The organism is Devosia insulae DS-56 (genome assembly GCF_000970465.2).
Classification (GTDB): Bacteria; Pseudomonadota; Alphaproteobacteria; order Rhizobiales; family Devosiaceae; genus Devosia_A; species Devosia_A insulae.
Genome location: NZ_LAJE02000268.1, coordinates 1 through 18,515, shown reverse-complemented (window position 1 = coordinate 18,515; position 18,515 = coordinate 1). Strand labels below are relative to the sequence as shown.

General features: G+C 64.4%; 17 protein-coding genes and 1 tRNA gene. 10 read left to right on the top strand and 8 right to left on the bottom strand.

The annotated features are described in order from the left end of the window. Positions 1 to 55 precede the first annotated feature (55 nt). On the top strand, positions 56 to 1,336 hold the full coding sequence (locus VW23_RS18820) for a polysaccharide pyruvyl transferase family protein (protein WP_069911081.1): 1,281 nt from the start codon (positions 56 to 58) through the stop codon (positions 1,334 to 1,336). 101 nt (positions 1,337 to 1,437) lie between these two features. Here VW23_RS18820 and VW23_RS18815 read toward each other — a convergent pair whose 3' ends face one another. Both VW23_RS18815 and VW23_RS18810 read right to left on the bottom strand, forming a co-directional pair. Then, positions 1,438 to 2,655 (bottom strand): acyltransferase family protein, encoded by a 1,218-nt coding sequence (locus VW23_RS18815; protein ID WP_069911080.1) that lies wholly within the window; start codon positions 2,653 to 2,655, stop codon positions 1,438 to 1,440. 152 nt (positions 2,656 to 2,807) lie between these two features. After that, a complete protein-coding gene (locus tag VW23_RS18810; protein WP_084646304.1) occupies positions 2,808 to 3,926 on the bottom strand; it encodes a glycosyltransferase family 4 protein in 1,119 nt (372 codons plus the stop codon). Positions 3,927 to 4,030: 104 nt separating this feature from the next. On the opposite strand from VW23_RS18810, the gene lhgO reads away from it, so the two are divergent. Then, complete coding sequence (gene lhgO, locus VW23_RS18805) at positions 4,031 to 5,227, top strand: L-2-hydroxyglutarate oxidase (protein WP_069911078.1); 1,197 nt, start codon at positions 4,031 to 4,033, stop codon at positions 5,225 to 5,227. Continuing rightward, positions 5,227 to 5,874: a D-glycero-alpha-D-manno-heptose-1,7-bisphosphate 7-phosphatase gene (locus tag VW23_RS18800; protein ID WP_084646303.1), complete on the top strand. Its 648-nt coding sequence runs from the start codon at positions 5,227 to 5,229 to the stop codon at positions 5,872 to 5,874. Before lhgO ends, VW23_RS18800 begins: the two co-directional genes overlap by 1 nt. Before the next feature lie 323 nt (positions 5,875 to 6,197). Here the strand turns inward: VW23_RS18800 and VW23_RS18795 are convergent, their stop codons facing one another. Beyond that, positions 6,198 to 6,920, bottom strand: a complete 723-nt coding sequence (locus tag VW23_RS18795; RefSeq protein WP_069911077.1) for a sugar phosphate nucleotidyltransferase — start codon at positions 6,918 to 6,920, stop codon at positions 6,198 to 6,200. After that, positions 6,917 to 7,489 (bottom strand): D-sedoheptulose-7-phosphate isomerase, encoded by a 573-nt coding sequence (locus VW23_RS18790; RefSeq protein WP_069911076.1) that lies wholly within the window; start codon positions 7,487 to 7,489, stop codon positions 6,917 to 6,919. Before VW23_RS18790 ends, VW23_RS18795 begins: the two co-directional genes overlap by 4 nt. Before the next feature lie 173 nt (positions 7,490 to 7,662). Between VW23_RS18790 and VW23_RS18785 the strand changes: the two genes are divergently transcribed. The 3 genes from VW23_RS18785 (at position 7,663) to VW23_RS18775 (ending at position 10,756) form a co-directional block, all read left to right on the top strand. After that, on the top strand, positions 7,663 to 8,601 hold the full coding sequence (locus VW23_RS18785; protein ID WP_069911075.1) for an NAD-dependent epimerase/dehydratase family protein: 939 nt from the start codon (positions 7,663 to 7,665) through the stop codon (positions 8,599 to 8,601). Between the two features lie 6 nt (positions 8,602 to 8,607). Continuing rightward, complete coding sequence (locus tag VW23_RS18780; RefSeq protein WP_069911074.1) at positions 8,608 to 9,600, top strand: GHMP family kinase ATP-binding protein; 993 nt, start codon at positions 8,608 to 8,610, stop codon at positions 9,598 to 9,600. Between the two features lie 64 nt (positions 9,601 to 9,664). After that, positions 9,665 to 10,756: a glycosyltransferase family 4 protein gene (locus tag VW23_RS18775; protein WP_069911073.1), complete on the top strand. Its 1,092-nt coding sequence runs from the start codon at positions 9,665 to 9,667 to the stop codon at positions 10,754 to 10,756. On the opposite strand, the gene VW23_RS18770 is transcribed toward VW23_RS18775, so the two are convergent. After that, positions 10,753 to 12,048, bottom strand: a complete 1,296-nt coding sequence (locus tag VW23_RS18770; RefSeq protein WP_069911072.1) for a glycosyltransferase — start codon at positions 12,046 to 12,048, stop codon at positions 10,753 to 10,755. The two genes, VW23_RS18775 and VW23_RS18770, sit on opposite strands and share 4 nt — an antisense overlap. A gap of 176 nt (positions 12,049 to 12,224) precedes the next feature. Here VW23_RS18770 and VW23_RS18765 point away from each other — a divergent pair, with 176 nt between their 5' ends. The 3 genes from VW23_RS18765 (at position 12,225) to VW23_RS18755 (ending at position 15,370) form a co-directional block, all read left to right on the top strand. Then, positions 12,225 to 13,235 (top strand): class I SAM-dependent methyltransferase, encoded by a 1,011-nt coding sequence (locus VW23_RS18765; RefSeq protein ID WP_069911071.1) that lies wholly within the window; start codon positions 12,225 to 12,227, stop codon positions 13,233 to 13,235. Between the two features lie 115 nt (positions 13,236 to 13,350). Beyond that, positions 13,351 to 14,880: a metallophosphoesterase family protein gene (locus VW23_RS18760; RefSeq protein WP_069911070.1), complete on the top strand. Its 1,530-nt coding sequence runs from the start codon at positions 13,351 to 13,353 to the stop codon at positions 14,878 to 14,880. A 31-nt stretch (positions 14,881 to 14,911) separates the two neighbouring features. Further along, positions 14,912 to 15,370, top strand: coding sequence for a hypothetical protein (locus VW23_RS18755; RefSeq protein ID WP_141728390.1), 459 nt, complete (start codon positions 14,912 to 14,914; stop codon positions 15,368 to 15,370). Positions 15,371 to 15,495: 125 nt separating this feature from the next. Here the strand turns inward: VW23_RS18755 and VW23_RS18750 are convergent. From VW23_RS18750 to VW23_RS18740, 3 genes are all read right to left on the bottom strand, one after another. Further along, positions 15,496 to 15,572: transfer RNA gene (locus VW23_RS18750), tRNA-Arg, on the bottom strand. 80 nt (positions 15,573 to 15,652) lie between these two features. Further along, positions 15,653 to 16,300 (bottom strand): hypothetical protein, encoded by a 648-nt coding sequence (locus VW23_RS18745; RefSeq protein WP_069911068.1) that lies wholly within the window; start codon positions 16,298 to 16,300, stop codon positions 15,653 to 15,655. Positions 16,301 to 16,419: 119 nt separating this feature from the next. Continuing rightward, entirely contained in the window at positions 16,420 to 17,100 is a 681-nt protein-coding gene (locus VW23_RS18740) for a pseudouridine synthase (protein ID WP_069911067.1), read from the bottom strand. A gap of 154 nt (positions 17,101 to 17,254) precedes the next feature. On the opposite strand from VW23_RS18740, the gene VW23_RS18735 reads away from it, so the two are divergent. Then, a complete protein-coding gene (locus tag VW23_RS18735) occupies positions 17,255 to 18,352 on the top strand; it encodes a Gfo/Idh/MocA family protein (RefSeq protein ID WP_069911066.1) in 1,098 nt (365 codons plus the stop codon). The last annotated feature ends 163 nt before the right edge of the window (positions 18,353 to 18,515 follow it).

Sequence of the window (18,515 nt, the reverse complement as noted above, 5' to 3'; positions counted from 1 at the left end):
GCATATCGACTTAAGCAGCTCGCCGAGGCGGCACCGAGGAGTTTGAAAGGGTTCGATGTTTTGGGGAAACGGCGCCCTCAGGGTCCTGTTGTTTGGTGGATTTGGGGTGCCAAATATCGGTGATGAAGCGATCCTCCACGGCCTGTCCGCATTCTACTCGAGAAATTTCCCCGCGACTCGACTGCACTGCATTACCGCGAACCCGAACTACTCCGGCCTTTTCTGGGGCCGTGGGAGTACATCCCATCACTTCAGCGATATACTTCTACACTTGCGAGCCGATCCCACGATTCGCGCCGCACTATACGCTCTAGATTTTGATGCGTTGTGGGATCAGCTATTTTTGCGGCCCGTCGACACTAATACGCAATCTCATGTTCACATATTGCGCCGAGTGGTGGCTCAGACTGACCTGCTTCACATCGCCGGCGGCGGGTTCCTACGCATGCCGCACTGCATCGAAGTAGCGGCCTTGTTGGCCATGATAGCGGAGAAAACCCACAAACCGCTCTTGTTGAGCGGAAGCCAGATTGGGCCATTCGACCCGGAGACACGGGCGCTGTCTGAATACTACCTGCAGAGGGCGGCGTACTGCGACCTTCGAATGGAACGCGGCATGGAGGAATTGCAGAGGCTGAATGTTAGACACAGCGTGTCTACGGACGACGCGCTACTGTTGGCGCTGGCCCCTGCGCCGCTTCGGACCCGGTACACCAATAGCTCGCAAGCGAGCATACGGATAAATGTTCAATTGGGCTATTGCGATGGTGAGCACGAACAGAACAAGAGCACAATCGGCCAGGTAATAGCGCTTCTTGCGGCCCATCGTGGCAAGTCGGCCAGCTTCCGCATTCTCCAGTGCTTTCCAAGTCCGCCAGTGTCCGACTTTGATGCCCTGTCCCCTGTGATCCGCGAGTTCGATCTTGATCCGGCGTCCGTTGAATATGTCGACCTTTCGTACATGCACCCGGTCGACGCGATATCAGAGGTAGCAAAGGGAGATGTGACGATCGCCTCCAGGATGCATGCCGCAGTGCTCAGCTTTTTGGCGGGACGGCCTTGCTACTCTCTGACCCACGGAGACGGTTCGGGCGATCGGATCGAGTTCATTCACAAGCAGTTTGAGTCCGTGAGCGTATCGCCATTCGCGCTCGCAAGTCCGAGTGACATCGCCCAGCACGCCCTGGAAGTTGTTGCCGGCGATAGGGCCGCAATCGAGCGCAAGCTGCGAAGGCAGGCGAATCGACTCGCAAACGCAAAGGCGCGGGAACTGGGCGCTATCATCTCAAAGCTATCCGGGTCACCAATAGCTCGCCGGTGGCAATTGCCAAACTAGAGCAGGCTCCTCGCTTCGTCGTTCCCGTCAGCGACTTTGCCGTAGCGGCGGTCGTCAGGCCGCTCTTCTTGGGGGTGAAGATGCAGCGGCAGCCACAACCGTCACACTGACGAAGCCCCTGGCGCGACTGACGGCTGCGCTACGACGCCGGCGTCGACATTGACGCCGGTCGGCAGACCACGTCCGCGGGCGGTAAGCCTCTTTCCAAGACGCTGGCCGGGAAGTTCAACGTAACGGAAGCAAAGCTCCGCACACGGCAAGGCCAGAGCAAGTGTGACGACGGCCTGGCTCACGCCATATGTCCAGTCGGAGCTGAACGCCAGTGGCGTCAGCCGATCGAAGGCAATCCAAACGGCCGCCATCACCGGAAAATGTAGTAGATACAGCGAAAAACTTCGGTTGCCGATCCAGGTGAGCGATCGATAGAGCCAGCCGGTCGAATTTGGGAACGCGTATCCGCTTCGCGCAAGAAACAGTAGGGCGGCAAAGCAGATCGCTGTAAGCGGCGCTGCGAAGCCGTGGAGAAAGGGCGCCTCGGCCGAGAAGATGTCCTCTGAAAGGGACGTGATGATCAAGGGGATCAGGATCAGGTAGGGAGAGAAAGAGCCGCCCTTCGACACCTGCCTCGTTGGCAGGCATGCGACGATCACCCCGAGCGCCATGAAATCGAAGCGCCACTGACGAAGGTAGGTCAAAGGACTGTCGGACAGTATCGGATAGTCGAATAGCAAGCCCACGCGCTGTGCAAGGCAGAGGGCGTAGATCGCCGTTGCACTGATCAGCAGTACTCGCCGCGTGGCTGAAACCGAGAGGCGCGTACACAGTGCAAGCAGCGCAGCGAACGCAAGATAGAACTGAAACTCGACGCTCAGCGACCACATTGCTCCATTGAGGTAATGTGCGCTGCCGGAGAGATTGATAAAGAACCCACCAACCACGCCGGCAGCCTGCTGAAGCCAATCGGTCCAGTTGCCAGAGAAATTCTGCCGTCCCCAGTTGTCGACGGGTAGAGAGCTAGCAACCCAGAACACTGCTGCGCTCGCCGCCAAGAAGACCAGGATCGCCGGAATAAGTCGGAAGAGGCGGCGCACTAGGAACTCGATTGGCGAGCGGGAAGTGGACAGCACACTTTGCGTTACGACAACACCACTAATTAAGAAGAACAGCTCGACGCCCAACCAGAACGGCATTTGGACATGAGTTGGCAGCGCATCGCGCAACGTCCGGGTGAGACTGAGGTGCTGCGCCAAAACGAGCAGAATCGCCAGGCCGCGCAAAACCTGTATGTCGGCAACCTTGTTGCTTGCCGGTTCAATCACTCGCTCTGTCACAGTAGTGCCCCCACTTGAGCGTCCTGCTAGCAGCAAATTGGCGTTCCTGCCAGTTGCTAAAAGGCGTGTTTGACCGGTGCACAGGAGCTGCGGCACCGGAATCGGGGCCCAAGCTCCAACCCGACCAGCACCTCGCCCTGCTACGGAACCAAACTGCGATAGACCGCGATGGTTTTTGCGGCGACCACGGTGATGGGAAACTCCGTCTCGGCCTTCCGCCTGCCGGCTTGGGCGATGGTTCGGCGCAGTGTCTGATCTTCAGCCAGGCGGGCGATGGCGGCGGCGAGTGCTTTGGCGTCGCGGGCCGGAACCAGCAGGCCGGTTACCTCGTCGGTCACCACCTCGCGGCAGCCCGGCACGTCAGTGGTGACGATGGCGCGTTCCGCTGCCATGGCCTCGAGCAAGGTCTTGGGCAGCCCTTCCCGATAGGAGGGCAGCGCCACGATATGGCTTTGGGCGAGGATTTCGGGGACGTCGCGGCGAAAGCCAAGCCATTCGACGATGCCCGCCTGGTCGAGCGCCTGGAGCTCGGCTTCTGTCATCGAGGACGGGTTCTGCGGATCGGGGGCGCCGACCAGGGTAAAGCGGATGTCGTGTCCGCTGGCGGCGAGCAGGCGCGCCGCCTCGATGAACTCACCAATGCCCTTGTCCTTCAGCATGCGGGCGACGAGGACCACCCGGACCGGGCCCGGCGGCTCGGGCGATGGCCTGATCGCTTCGACATCGACCCCTGCCCCACGGATCAGCACGGCTTCGGCCGGGTCGACCGAACCATCGGTCGTAGAGGTGGCCAGATCGTCGGGGTTCTCGAACACCACCCGGCTGTGCGGAGGGTTCAGGACTCGCCGCAGCACGGCGCGGATCAGCGGGCGCAGCAGCCGCGCGAGCGGCGCCTGCGATGAAAACACGAAGCCCATGCCGACCGGCGCATTCACCACTGCGGTGTTGCCGGCGGCTAGCGACCCGTAAATGATCGGCTTCAGGGCGACGTGATGGACGATAGCCGGGCGCTCGGCACGATAGAGGCGCCGGATCGCCAGCAGCGTCTGCAGTTCGCGCAGCGGATTGAGCCCACCACGGCGGAAGGGAATGTCGACGAACCGATAGCCATGCCCGCGAATGGTTGCGCCATCGCCATTGTCTCGCGTCGCGACCACGACCTCATAGCCGACGTCTCTCGCGGCGTGGGCCCGATCGAGAAAATGCGACAGGAAGAACCAGTCCTCGGTGAGCAGGAACACCAGCTTCTTCCGTGCCATCACGATCGGTTCTGACTCCCTCATACCCGACCACGACGATGATAGACCGGTGGGTCCGGATAGCGTAGACGGGCCGGCGAGTCTACCAAACTGGATGCACGCATATGCGGTTCGACTACTGCGTCATCGGCGCAGGGATCGTTGGCCTCGCCTCTGCCAACAAGATCCTCGAGGCCAACCCAGGCGCCAGCCTGCTGCTGCTCGATAAGGAGGAGCGGGTTGCGGTGCACCAGACCGGGCACAATAGCGGGGTCATCCATGCCGGCATCTACTATGAGCCGGGAAGCCTGAAGGCCAAGCTCTGCCGTGCCGGGGCTGAGATGACCCGGGCCTTCTGCACCGAGCATCAGATCCCCTTCGAGCAGTGCGGCAAGCTGATTGTCGCCACCAATGCCAAAGAGGTGGCGCGCATCGACGCACTCTACGCGCGCGCCGCCGCCAATGGCCTCGCGATCACCCGCCTCGAGCGGGCCGAGCTGCGCGAACGCGAGCCGCAGATCACCGGCATCGCCGCGCTGCTCAGCCCCGAAACCGGCATCGTCGACTATACCCGGGTGTGCGAGAAGCTGGCGGAGACGGCGCGCTCGGCCGGTGCGGAAATTCGCTTCGGCGTTGCCGTCGAGCATATCAAGGAGGGGCCCGACAGCGTCGAAATCGGCGCCGCCGGGAATCTCTGGACAGCGAGCCGGCTGGTCGTCTGTGCGGGGCTGCAATCGGATCGGCTGGCGCGCCTCGCAGGGCTCGATATCGATTTCCGCATCGTGCCGTTCCGCGGCGAGTATTTCCGGCTCAGACCGGAAAAGAGCGAGATCATCCGGCACCTGATCTATCCGGCCCCCGATCCGGAGCTGCCATTCCTCGGCATCCACCTGACGCGGATGATCGATGGCAGTGTGACGGTCGGTCCCAACGCCGTGCTCGGGCTGGCGCGTGAGGGCTATGCCAAGTTTTCGATCGATGCGTCCGACGCCTGGAACATTGCCAGCTTTCCCGGCTTCTGGAAGCTGATCTTTGCCAACCGCAAGCATGCCCTGCATGAGCTCAAGGGCTCGCTCTCGAAGCGCGCCTACCTCGAGGAATGCCGCAAATACTGCCCGTCGCTCGAACTCGAGGACCTGCTGCCCTATCAGGCCGGGATCAGGGCGCAGATCGTCACCAGCGACGGCAAGGCCTTCCATGATTTCCTGATCAAGGAGACCGATCGGATGCTGCACGTCTGCAACGCGCCGTCGCCGGCCGCGACCTCGGCCCTGCCGATCGGCCAGATGATCGCCGAGAAGGTGACGGCGCAGGTGGCCTGATGGAACAGCGCGCGTACCCACTGATCGATCCGGGCTGCTGGGCCGAGCGGCTGTCGGCCACCGATTATGCTGGCGGCCCGGCACTGTTCCTCGACCGCGACGGGGTGGTGGTCGAGGAATCGCACTACCTGGGCCGGGCCGAGGATGTGGTGATGATCCCTGGCGTTGCCGAAGCCATTGCCGAGGTCAACCGCCTGCACATCGCCGTGGTGCTGGTGACCAACCAGGCCGGCATCGCGCGCGGCTACTATGACTGGAGCGGCTTTGCCGCGGTGCAGACGGAGATCTCCCGCCATCTCGCCGCCAGCGGCGCGCGCCTCGATGCGGTGTTCGCCTGTGCCTATCACGGCGAAGGCCACGAGCCCTACCGCATCAGCGGTCACGCCTGGCGGAAGCCTGGGGCCGGCATGCTGGTGGCGGCCGCCGACATGCTGGGCATCGACCTCCGTGCCTCTTGCCTGATCGGTGACACCGTCACCGATCTCCAAGCTGGCAGACGGGCCGGCCTTGGCCGCGTGACGCTGGTGACGACTGGCCATGGGGCGCTGCACCTCAAGGAGCACGGAGCCGCGCTCGCGACGTGGCCCGAGGCCACGGTTCGGGCCGATGCCGCAGTGGCGATTGGCGAGTGGCTGGCCGGCCGTTGAGCCATGTTATGCACGGTGTCACCCCGGCGGGGCATCCACATGGTGGCAACGCGCGCGGACTTGCCTTCTCCCCTTGAGGTCGCGGGACGAGGGCGTAGCCCTCGCCCGGAGGTGCCCGAAGGGCGGATGAGGGGTATCTCTCCGCGTACTGGGTCGCTCCTCGCTTCGCTCGGAGCGCGCTGCACTTCGTTGCGCGGTACCCCTCATCCGGCGCTACGCGCCACCTTCTCCCGCAAGGGGAGAAGGCACCTCGCTCCACCACCAGTGCCTCTCCACATGCGATCCTTCTCCCCTGAGCTCTGGGGAGAAGAAAGCCCTCCAGCCTAAAGATTCCGCCTGACGAAGGCTTCGGCCTGGGCCAGGGTTTCGGGCGTGCCGATATCGATGAAGGCGGCCTCGCCGAGCGGCACGACACGCAGGTCGGCGCCGGCGGCGATCAGTTCGGGCACCAGATCCTGCTCCATGCTGCAGGCGCCGTCACGCCGCAACGCTTCGAGCGCCGTGCGCCTGAACAAGTAGAGCCCGCTATTGATGTAGCCGTGCCCGGGCACCTTCTCGCGGAACGCCGTCAGCCGGTTGCTGGCATCGAAGGCGAGGCTGCCATAGCGGCCGGCATCGGGCACTTCGACACCGATGATGCCGCCGGCAAGGGCCGGCTGCGCGCGCAGTGCCAGGAGCTCCGGAATGCCGCCGATGCACAGACCATCGCCATTGGCGACCAGCACCCAATCGCGGCAGAGGTGCAGGCAGTTGAGCACGCCGCCGCCGGTGCCGAGCGGGGCCGGCTCGCGGCAGGCGACCCGGTCGATCCCGGGGAGCGAGCCATCGGCGCACCAGGCCTCAATGGCTTCCGAGCGATAGCCGGTGGAGTAGACGAAATGGCTGAGCCCGAAGCCGCCGATAAACCGCGTCAGCCAGTGGAGAAACGGCTTGCCGGCCACTGCGATCATCGGCTTGGGGGTTTCGGGATGCAGCGCCTGGATGCGCGTTCCCCTGCCCCCAGCGAGGACCAGCACCGAGACGTCGAGGTTTGCGCCGGCGCTCATGCGTCTGGAAACAACGCGGCTTCGACCTGCTCGCACAGGTAGTGATAGAGGCAGATATGCACTTGCTGGATCATCGGGGTCGAACGCGATGGCACGTCGATCAGCACATCGGCAACCGCCGCCAGCTTGCCGCCGCCCTGGCCGGTGAAGGCAACCGTGGTCATCCCGGCGGCGGAGGCCGTTTCGAACGCGGCGATGATGTTGGCTGAGTTGCCCGAGGTGCTCAGCCCGATCAGCACGCCGCCGGCGGCGCCATAGGCCTCGACCTGGCGCGCGAAGACGGTTTCGAAGGCATAGTCGTTCGACCAGGCGGTGAGCACAGCCGGATTTGACGACAGACAGATGCAGTTGATGGCGCGGCGTTCCCTGAGGAAGCGGCCGACCAGCTCGCCGCTGATATGCATGGCATCGCTGGCCGAGCCGCCATTGCCACAAACCAGGATCGGCGCGCCGGCTCGAACGGCGGCGACCATCGCCCCCACGGCTTCATCGACGCGCTGCGAGCCAGCATAGTTGGCAGCTTCGTCGAGTATCTTCGCCGAACCCTGGAGATAGTCGGTAATGCTCATTTGATCTCCTGCGAGCGTCCGGTTGGGACGCCAAGGTCACATCGCTATAGAGGCGTAACCGCATTGCCACGCAGCAGCGGAAGCTGGCAAGCGGACATATCGGGCACGTTGCCTCCCATAGGCTTTTTCTGTAGGCATGCGCCAGCTACTAACCTCGGGACGGCAAGCACATAATGAGCGATAGGGTATTGGTCACCGGCGCGGCGGGCTATCTCGGCTCCATCCTCGTGCCGGAGCTGTTGGCGCAAGGCTTTTCCGTTACCGCGCTTGATACCTTTGCTCGCAATGACGGCGCTCTGAACGCGGTGGCGGCCCACCCGGGGTTCGAACCGATTCGCGGTGACACGCGCGACAAGCCGCTGGTCGAGCGCCTCGTCGCCAAGGCCGATATCGTGATCCCGCTGGCGGCGCTCGTCGGCGCGCCGATCTGCAAGCAGGATCCGCTCAACGCCCAGACCATCAACCAGGACGCCATCGTCGATATCATCGGCATGATGAGCCCGGCGCAGCGGATTCTCTACCCGACCACCAACTCGGGCTATGGCATCGGCACGCAGGGCGAGTACTGCACCGAAGAGACGCCGCTCAACCCGATCTCGCTCTATGGCGTCACCAAGGTGGAGGCCGAAAAGGCCGTGCTGGGGCGCGAGAACGGCGCCAGCTTGCGCCTTGCCACCGTGTTCGGCATGGCACCCCGCATGCGGCTCGACCTGCTGGTCAACGATTTCACCTATCGCGCCGTTACCGACCGCGCCGTGGTGATCTTCGAAGGGCACTTCAAGCGCAACTACATCCATGTCCGCGACGTGACCAAGGCCTTCCTCCACACCATCGCCAATTTCGAGACGATGCGTGGCAATGCCTTCAACGTCGGGCTGTCGGACGCCAACCTCTCCAAGAACGAGCTCTGCGCGCGCATCCAGAAATACGTGCCGGAATTCGTGCCGATCGAGGCGCCGATCGGCGAGGATCCGGACAAGCGCGACTACATCGTCTCCAACGCCAAGATCGAGGCCACCGGCTTCAGGCCGGACCACTCGCTGGATGCCGGCATCCAGGAACTGATCCGCGGCTACCGGATGATCCGCAACGCCAAGTTCGGCAACGTCTGACCGCCCATGCTCCTCACTTCGCGTACGCCGCTCCGGGTCAGTCTCTTCGGCGGCGGCACCGACTATCCCGAATATTTCGAGCGGCACCCCGGCGCGGTCGTCGGCATGGCGATCGACAAGTACATCTATGTCAGCGCGCTGAAGCTGGGCAACCTGATCGACTACCACTACCGGGTGAGCTACAGCCGGCTCGAGACGGTGCGCTCGATTGCCGAGATCCAGCACCCGGTGGTGCGCAGCACGCTTGAGTATTTCGGCGTCACCGAGCCGCTCGATATCAATGTCATGGCCGATCTGCCGGCGCGCAGCGGCCTTGGCAGTTCGTCGAGCTTCACCGTCGGGCTCATCAACGTGATCGCGGCGCTGAAGAAGCTGTCGCTGACCCGTCTCGACCTCGGCAAGATGGCGATCAAGGTGGAGCGCGAGATCCTCAAGGAGAATGTCGGCGTGCAGGATCAGCTGCACGCGGCGTTTGGCGGCATCAACCGCTTCGATTTCGCTGACAACCGCATCCGCATCTCGCCGATCCAGATGACATCGGACTGCCAGGCGAGCCTGATGGCGTCGCTGGTGCTGGTCTATACCGGCGTGCAGCGCTCGGCCTCGGACACCGTGAACGAACAGCTGAAGGCCACCCGCGAGAACAAGGTAGAGCGGGAGCTCAGCCACCTGCTGACGCTCACCAGCCAGGCGGTGGATGTGCTCGAGTGCGACAGCTCCGACCGCATGCTGATCGATCTTGGCGCCATGCTGCACGATGGCTGGGAGACCAAGAAGAAGCTCTCGAGCAAGGTCTCGAACCCGCAGATCGACGAGCTCTACGCCGCGGCCCGGGCGGCCGGCGCGCTTGGCGGCAAGCTCTGCGGCGCAGGAGGCGGCGGTTTTCTGCTGATGCTGGTTCCGGCAGAGCGCCTCGACAGCTTTACCGAGACGCTGCACGGCCACTCGGTGATCCGGCTCGGTCTCGACACCCAGGGCTCGGTGGTGCTCAACGCCTGAGTTCGGCGGGAATGCCGGGCGGCCAGGTGACGGAAGCTTGGCCCCAGGTGAGACGGAGGGCGTCGTGAAACTCGTGCTCCTTAATCTCGGCAAACGCGGAGCGTCGCTGCACCTCAGCCTTGGCCTGTTGCGGGCTGCCGCCGACCTGCCTGACCTCGATGTCCGGTTGGTGCTGTCATCGCACAACGAACTGCCCGAGGCTTTCGAACCCTTCGCCGCCAAGGTTACAACGATCGATACGTTCAGCCGGCAAGCGCCGTTTGGTGCAATCCTCAATTTCGGGGCGGCTCGGCGGAAGCTGTTGACCTACCTGCGCCGCGAGCGACCCGACGTCGTGCTGACGGTCATGCCGCATGTCTGGACGCCGCTGCTGCTCGCTCCGATCAGAGCGCTTGGCATCCGCTATGCCACCATCATCCATGACGCGGCCCCGCATCTCGGCGACCCGAAGGCCCGGCTGACGCGCTGGCTGCGCTCCGAGGCCTTCGCAGCGGACCTGACCATCACGCTGTCCCACAGCGTCGCCGGAACGCTGGTTGCTGCGGGGCTCCCCCGCGACCGAGTCCTGCCGCTGTTCCATCCGGATATGGAGGCGCTGCCAAGGTCGGGCACACGCCAGCGGCAGCCCCACAGCGGCCCACTGGCCCTGCTGTTTCTGGGCCGGATCCACGCCTACAAGGGCGTCGATACCTTGCTCGAGGCCATGCTGGCGCTCACGACGAGCGCCCCGGTGGCGCGCCTCACCATTGCAGGACAGGGCGACACGAAATCGCTCGCCCCGCTCATCGCGGCGACCGGCACGCGGCTGATCAACAAGTGGCTCAGCGAAACCGAGATCGGCGACCTGCTCGATACGCATGACGCGGTCGTCCTGCCCTATCGCGAAGCCAGCCAGTCGGGCGTCGCCGCGCTGGCTTTTGCGGCGGGCCTGCCGGTTGTGGCGTTTCCCGTGGGGGGCATCATCGAGCAAGTCACGGATGGCGAAACCGGGGTTCTCGCGCCCGGGCAGGATGCACACGCCCTCGCCACGGCGATCGACCGCCTGGCCCGCGACCCCCAGCTGCTCGAAGCAATCAGCGAGCGGCTCAGCGCCACGGCCGACTCGCGCTCGATGCGCACGCTGCTCCGGCGGATCGTCGACCGCCTCTCGGCCTAGCGCGCAGCCTCAATCAGCTGCGCCACCAAAGCGTCGGCACTGTGTTTCGCCCGCGCCTCGGCGGCCCCGTGCCGCGCCATGGCACTGCGCTCGGCAAACGTCTCCACGGCTTCGGCAATGGCGGCCGAGAGGGGTACGGCGGGCGAGAATTGCGAGCTCACCGCCGGGCCTGCCTCGGCGGCCAGCCAGCTGTCGGCCGGCACGACCACCGGCTTTCCCGCCACCATCGCCTGCACCAGGATGCCCGAACTGCGCCGCCGGTAGAGCCGGGCGTCATAGGGCAGCAGCACGATATCGGCGCTGAACAGCAGCGCCTGGAACTCGGCGATGGAAAGCTGCGCGTCGATCAGCTGGACCTCTTCGCTGCTGTAGGACGACAATCGCCGCCGCGCGTTGACGATCAGCTCCTGGTCGAGGCTCTGCGGCGCATTCGCCTGGGCGATCAGCTGAATCCGTCCGGTGCTGAGGTGCGTCTCCCGCAGCTCGTCCATCGCTGCGGCCAGCAGGTGGAAGCCTTTTTCGGTCCGGGCGTTGCCCAGATAGACGAGGCGTAGTGGCGGCCGGGCCGGCCGTTCGGCAGCCGGCGTCGCCGGCAAGGCATGCGGCACCGGCAACACGGCGACTTCGCTGCTGCCGATGATGGCATTGTACTGGTCGGCAAGCTGTGGCGTGTCGGCATAAAAGCAGAGCTTTCGCCGCAACTGTGGCGTAGCCCTGGCGCGCTCGATGGCGGCGCCGACACCGCCCCATGGATCGTCGCGGACGAATGGCTCATCGGCATCGCGGCGCAGCACGACGTGGATATAGGGGAGTTCCGGCTGCGCCTCGAGCGCCGCGATCACGGCGTGCAACTCACTGATGGCGACGGTGTGGATGAACACGTGATCGTCAGCGCGGACGGCCTGCGCCGTGAGACCGGCGTGCAGCTCTCGGCCAAATGACGGCAGCGCCGGAACCCTTCGAGCGCTGCGGCGCGCCAGCCAGCGCCTGGCGCCGCCGCCGATGCCGATCACCAAATGACGAAGCCCGCTCGGCAGCCGGGCCAGCACATGGAGCAGAAAGCGCGCGGCTGGGCCACGGCGCGCCGCCAGCCAATCCTGCCGGAACCACGGCACCACCGGCGCCCCAAGGGCGTCGCCCGCGCGGTAGTCGAGGTTGGCCAGAATGACGGGTGCGAGCCCAAGCGATCGGGCCGCGGCTGCGACAGCGAAATCGTACTCGAAGTGATGGCCGTCGAGGTCGCGCAGCGACTGGTCCGCGATCAGCAGCCGCTGCCTGGAATCTTCGTTCATGCGCTGCTTATGCCTGACAGATCGGTGCCGGTGGAAGAGGGCACGATATCGATGCGGTGCCGCCACGCCGCCGCCGCGACCCAACCTTCGACTGCCACCGGGAGGTGGAGTTTGCGTAGCGGGTGGCGGGCAGCTAGAGGTTGGCCCTTCAGCGTTGGCCAGTGGCTGGGAGCGGTATGAGCCAGGGTGTTCTCGACGTCATAACCCTGCCGTTTCGTCAGGGCCTCCTCGCGGTGGACGAGGGCTTCCTGATCCGGGGAGATTTCAGTCCATCTCTCGAAGCGACATTCGGCCGAAGCCTTGTGGCTGAACAGACTTATCAGCCGGCCTTCGAGCGGTTGCGGCAGGCGGGCATCCGCACCACCGCCCAGCTTGAAGGTCGCCATAGCCTCGGACTTTGCGTGCTCACCCAGCACAAGCTCGAGACTTTCGCGAACATTGCACGGGCCTACAGCCACCTTTCGAACGGCGGGGTCTTGGTCTGCGCCGGCCAGAATTCGCTGGGGGCCGCGACCTACGAGAAGGCCGTGGCCAAGCTTGCCCCGTTGCTGGGGAGCCTGTCGAAAGCCAAGTGCCGGATCTTCTGGCTGGCGCGTGCCGAGGAAGACCTCGATGCCTGGAGCCCGTGGCTCTCCTACGCCACACCCCGGCCGATCGCCAACACCCCGTTCGTCGCGGTCCCCGGGACCTTCAGCTGGGATCGGGTCGATGCCGGATCAGAATTTCTGGTGGCGCATCTTCCTCCGGGCATTGCCGGCGTGGTCGGGGACCTTGGCGCCGGATGGGGGTTTTTGAGCTGGTCGCTGCTTACTCGGTACCCGGCCATTCGGCAGCTCGATCTGTTTGAGGCCGAGAAGCTCGCGTTGGATATGGCCAGAGCGAATCTGGCTCCCTTGGGCGACACTCGACAGATCCGGTACCATTGGTCCGACGTGCGCGATGGCGTTGGTCGCGGCAGTTACGACTGGATCGTCACCAACCCGCCGTTCCATCGCGAGGGCATTCAGGATGTCGAGCTCGGAGCCACATTCCTGAACGTGGCCGCGGCAGCACTCCGCAGCGGCGGCAAGCTGGTCTTCGTCGCCAACCGGCACCTGCCGTACGAACGCACGCTGAAGGCGAGCTTCAAAACGGTCTCCGTGCTGGCAGAAAATGGCACGTTCAAAGTTCTGCTGGCGACGAAGTAGCCGGACGATCATCACGCGGGGATTAATCCCTTGACGATCCACGCATCTACTTGGTGCAGGCGCAAAACCAAGGCATAACAATAGAAAGGGGCGCAAACCAACCAACCGGCGCATCATGAACAACGACGCTACTTACGTTGAAATCATTCATCTGTCGGACCTGCACTATGGCGCGCGCCATGTTTTTACCATGGAGCCAACCGCTGACGGGAGACAGGCGGCGGCGCATGGCATGCCGACACTTGCTGACAAGCTGATTGTGGATTTGACCGATCCGGCGCAGCAACCGGAACTGCCGACGATCATTGCATCGGAAGAGATCGGGAATCCGGCGTTCAAGTTTCCGCCGTTCCCGAAGCTCGTCTGTATTTCGGGCGACCTCACGCAAAAGGGGACGCTCGACGAGTTCCGCCAAGCCGAGAGACTGGTCGAGCGTCTTCGCAATGACCCGGAACTCGGCCTCAAGAAGCCCGACCGGATACATTTTTGTCCCGGCAATCACGACCTCAACTGGACGTCGAGAGATGATGTAGAGCGTTGGGATCAGTATGCCGGCTTTCTGACTCGCGTCACGAACAAGGTTCACAAGGCGGAGGACGCCGCGAAGTTCGGCGGCGTGCAAATCTCTCACGACACCAGGACAGTCGTTCTAAGTCTCAACACCGAAACGAAGGTAATGGCAGAGACCGGAGAGCAGTCGCGCGGCGACCTGCATCCGACGCAACTCGCCTGGGCACGCCAGGAGTTGGAGCGGCTGCCACCTGATGTCGTGCGCGACTACATAAAGATCGCGATGGTCCACCATCACCCGGTCCTCCTGCCGTCAAGCGCCGAGGCTGGCCGCGGCTACGATGCGATCACCGGGGCGGACAAGCTGCTGCCGATGCTGCATGAACACGGCTTTCACGTTGTGCTGCATGGTCACAAGCATTACCCGCACACATTTCGCGAAGATGTTCGTAATGCCTTCGTCCGCACCAACGATCATTCACTGTTCATTGTCGCCGGCGGCACGTGCGGTTCGACGGAGTTGCCGTCGCCGCAGATCGCCACGCAATGCTACAACCGCATCCGCGTTCATTGGTGCGCGCAGGAGGGGACGACACGGGTCCAGGTCGTCACGCGCGGCCTCGTGCGTTTCAAGGAAAACGGCAGCGAACTGATGCCGGATCAGTGGCACTGGAAAACCCTCGGCATCGACGATCGCCATCACTATGCGCGGCGGCGCCAGGCATCGCCGCAGTCGACCAGCATGCGCTACGGACCACGCGTCGCGACGAACTCGGACGTAAACCTTGCGCGTCAGGCAGAATACGCGCGGACGCATGGCTATTTCCCTGTCGCGGAAATTCTCCCGGCGATGTTGCCGGGGCAAACGGCCGAAGTGCACCTGCGCATCGTCCATCATCCCCACCGCGCCCACCACCCGGCTGCAGCAGGGCCGGAAGTCAGTGCCGTAACCTGGTCCGGCGGTGACAAGTGGTTCCCCAGTGTCAGCGTGACCAAACAGGACGATCCGGATTTCCGCGCGATATTCGCCTATTGGGGTGGGGCACTGCTGCAGGCCGAGATGAACTTTTCCGATGGCACATCGTGCATCTCACATGTCTACGTGCCGATGCTCAACAGTCAGTCGGCCCAATGAGGCCGTTCGAGATTTATCGGGGTAGATGAACATGGCATCGTTTACCGTATACGTCGCAGGTCCGGTGCTGCGGCCCGGAGCTGAGCTGGCGCCTCGGGTCGGCTGGTTGTTTGCCGAACTTGAGGCCACGGCCAAGGCACATGGCATGCAGCTCGTTTTGCCCACATATTCCGAACGGCTCGACCGCCTGGCTGCGCATCCCTTTGCCCAGGAAATCCGGGACAGGATCGGCAAGACCGATGCAACGATTGCAGTGATCGCCCGGCCCGCGAGTGCACAAGATATCTCAGGGCATTCGATCGCCATGGAAGCGCACGAAACCGCGCTTGCCGGCAAACCGATCGCCCTCCTCCTGGAGGACGCTGACCTTCCTCCGCCGCGGCTTTTGGCTGCGCTGGATCGAGTCAGCATCTACGCTTTTGGCGGCCCAGGCACGTTGGACGCACTATTCGAAAATCTCGCGAAAGATCTCAACGACATGGCGCGATAGCGTGGAGCGTCCCGATCTGGCGAACTTCGACGTGCCGTCGCGAGACGCGCTGAACGTTCCGGTGTCCGCGTCGGGTCGATGGCGGACCCTGCCTGCGCAGTCTTGTCTTCGAGCGGTAGGAAGATTGGCGCACCCGACGAGATTCGAACTCATGACCTCTGCCTTCGGAGGGCAGCGCTCTATCCAGCTGAGCTACGGGTGCAGCGGGACTAGGCAATAGGCGATTGGTGCGACGAGTGCAAGACACGGGCCGGCTCAGAGTGAGCCGACCGGTGGGAAAGCTCAGGCGGCGCGGTGCCAGAGGCGATCGAGTTCGCCGAGCAGCCGGAAAGTGACGCCGTCGGCGGCCTCGAGATCGCCGAGCGGCTCAACCGGTGCATGGTCCTGTTGCGCAGCGTGGAGCGCGGCGAACACCGAGGCGATGCCATCCTCGAGGTCGACATCGAGCAGCGGCGCCTCGTCGTCGCCGCTGTCGGCCGCGACATCGAGTTCGACGATGGTGTCGGCATAGGCGGCCGGCATGTGCTCGAAGGCGTTGGTAGCGAGCAGTTGGGGCGCCTCGTCCAGCGGAGCGGCTTCGATGGCGTCGGCGATGTCGGCGGAAGCGATGGCTTCGGCTGGGGCTTCGTCACCGAAATCGGCAACAGCATCGGCCACCGGTTCAGCTGCTGCCGGCTCGCTCTCGACGAGTTCGTCAGTGGCAGCGAGCTCGGTGGCAGGCGGCTCGGCCGCGTCGCTGTGCGGCAGCTCGGCTTCGACGGCAACTGGTTCAGCCTCGGCGTCGAGCGGTTCGGCCGCTTGGTCAAAGCCCTCCACCGCCGCGGCTGCCCAAATGTCGTTCGCCGTGTCGTTCGCCATGCCATCTGCCAGGGCGGCGACGATCGGGTCGATATCGGAAGCGGCGTCCTGCCGGTCCTTGATCTCGCTCATCGTTCTCTCCGAGCTCGGGTTGAGACGATGGCGACGCTAAAAGGCGGAAATGGCCCGTTTCAGGCCTCAATCCGGCACTCCAATGACGATTTCGTGACAGCCGACCCGGCCGCGATGGCTCAGAATGGCGCCCGAACGCGGAAATTCACCCAGTGTCCTTGAGGGTGATTGAAGCCCAGTTCCTCGGCGTGGAGCTGCAGCCGGTCGGCGGCGGCGAAGGCTTCGCCGGTCGAGTAGAAGGGGTCGCCGAGGATCGGGTGGCCGAGCTCCAGCATGTGGACGCGCAGCTGATGGGTGCGGCCGGTGAGCGGATAGAGCCGCACCCGGGTGATGCCGCCTTCGCGCGCCTCGACCGTCCAGTCGGTGACGCTGGCGCGTCCCCGCTCATAGTCGACGCGCTGGCGCGGCTTATTCTCCCAATCGGTGGCGAGCGGCAGGTCGACGCGGCCCTCGTCGGCTTCGACATCGCCCCAGACCCTTGCCACGTATGACTTTTTGGCGCGGCGCTGCTCGAATTCCTGGCCGACATGGCCGAGCGCTCTTTTGTTCAGACACATCACCAGGACGCCCGACGTGTCCTTGTCGAGCCGGTGCGCCATGGCGGCGCTGGGCCAGCGCGCTTTGACCCGCGCTTCCAGGCAATCTGCCAAAGCCGGGTCCTTGCCGGCGACCGAGAGCAGGCCCGAGGGCTTGTCGAGCACAACGATATCGTCGTCGGCATGCACCACGGTGAGCCATGGCTCGGTCGGCGGGCGATAGTCGAAACTGGTGGGGACGGGATTGAGCATCGCGCCGCTCATAGCAGGATCGGGCGACGGTGAGAAACCTTGCGTTACGTACCTCATTGCCTCTGGCAATCGTCGCCAATTGCGGCGATGCTGCCTTGAAGATTGGAGCGGCGCGCCCGCGCGGGCGGAGCGGCCGGTTTACCGACAGGGACGGAGACACAAGACTATGGACGGCAAGCGTCGCGTTGGCGTGGGGATTATCGGGTGCGGCAATATCTCGAGCCAGTACCTCAAGGCGATGCGGGATTTCCCGGTGCTGGAGGTGATCGCCATCGCCGACATGAAGCCGGAGGTGGCAGACAAGAAGGCCGCCGAGTTCGGGCTCACCGCGGTCTCGGTCGAGGCGCTCTTGGCCGACCCCAAAATCGAGATTATCGTCAACCTCACCATCCCCCGGGCGCATGTGGAGGTGGGCCTTCGCGCCATCGCGGCGGGCAAGCACGTCTATGGCGAAAAACCGTTCGGCATCACCTATGCCGAGGGCAAGACCCTGGCCGCGGCGGCGGCGAAGGCGGGCCTCAGGGCCGGCTCGGCGCCCGACACCTTCCTCGGTGGTGCGCACCAGGAGGCGCGGGCGCTGCTCGACAGCGGCGCGGTGGGCGACATCGTCGGCGGCACGGCGTTCTTTGCCTGCCCCGGGCACGAGCGCTGGCACCCCGATCCGGCGTTCTACTACGACGTCGGCGGCGGGCCGGTGCTCGATATGGGGCCGTATTACATCACCGACCTCATCAACCTGCTCGGCCCGGTGAAAAGCGTGCAGGCGATGAGCGCCACGCCGCAGCAGGAACGGCCGATCTATTCGGAGCCCAAGAAGGGCCAGCTGATGCCGGTGAAGGTGTCGACGCATGTGGCGGGCCTCTTGCAGTTCCACTCCGGCGCCATCATCCAGGTGACGCTGAGCTTTGACGTGCCGGGCCACGCGCACCTGCCGTTCGAACTTTACGGCACCAAGCAGAGCGTCCTGGTGCCGGACCCGAACATGTTCGGCGGCGAGGTGAAGACGCGCGCGGCGGGCGAGAAGGACTGGACGGTGGTGCCCTACACCCTGCCCTATGCCGATGCGAACTACCGCTCGCTCGGCGTCGCCGACATGGCGCACGCCATCCTCGAAGGCCGCCCGCACCGCGCCTCGGGCGACCTGGCGCTGCACGTGCTCGAGGTGATGGAAGCGTTCGAGACGGCGAGCCGCGAACGGCGGGCAGTGGAGATCACCACGCCGGTGGAACGGCCGGCACCGCTGAAGGAGTCGGTGATCGCCTGACGGAACAACCGACAGGCTGGTGCGGGAAGAGTACCCCCCACCCTGTCCCTCCCCCGCAAGGGGGGAGGAGACGCCAACACTGACGCCGGTGTTTTGGTCTCCCTCCCCCTTGCGGGGAGGGGACAGGGGTGGGGGTGCTCTTTGCGCCCCCACCCCTGTCCCC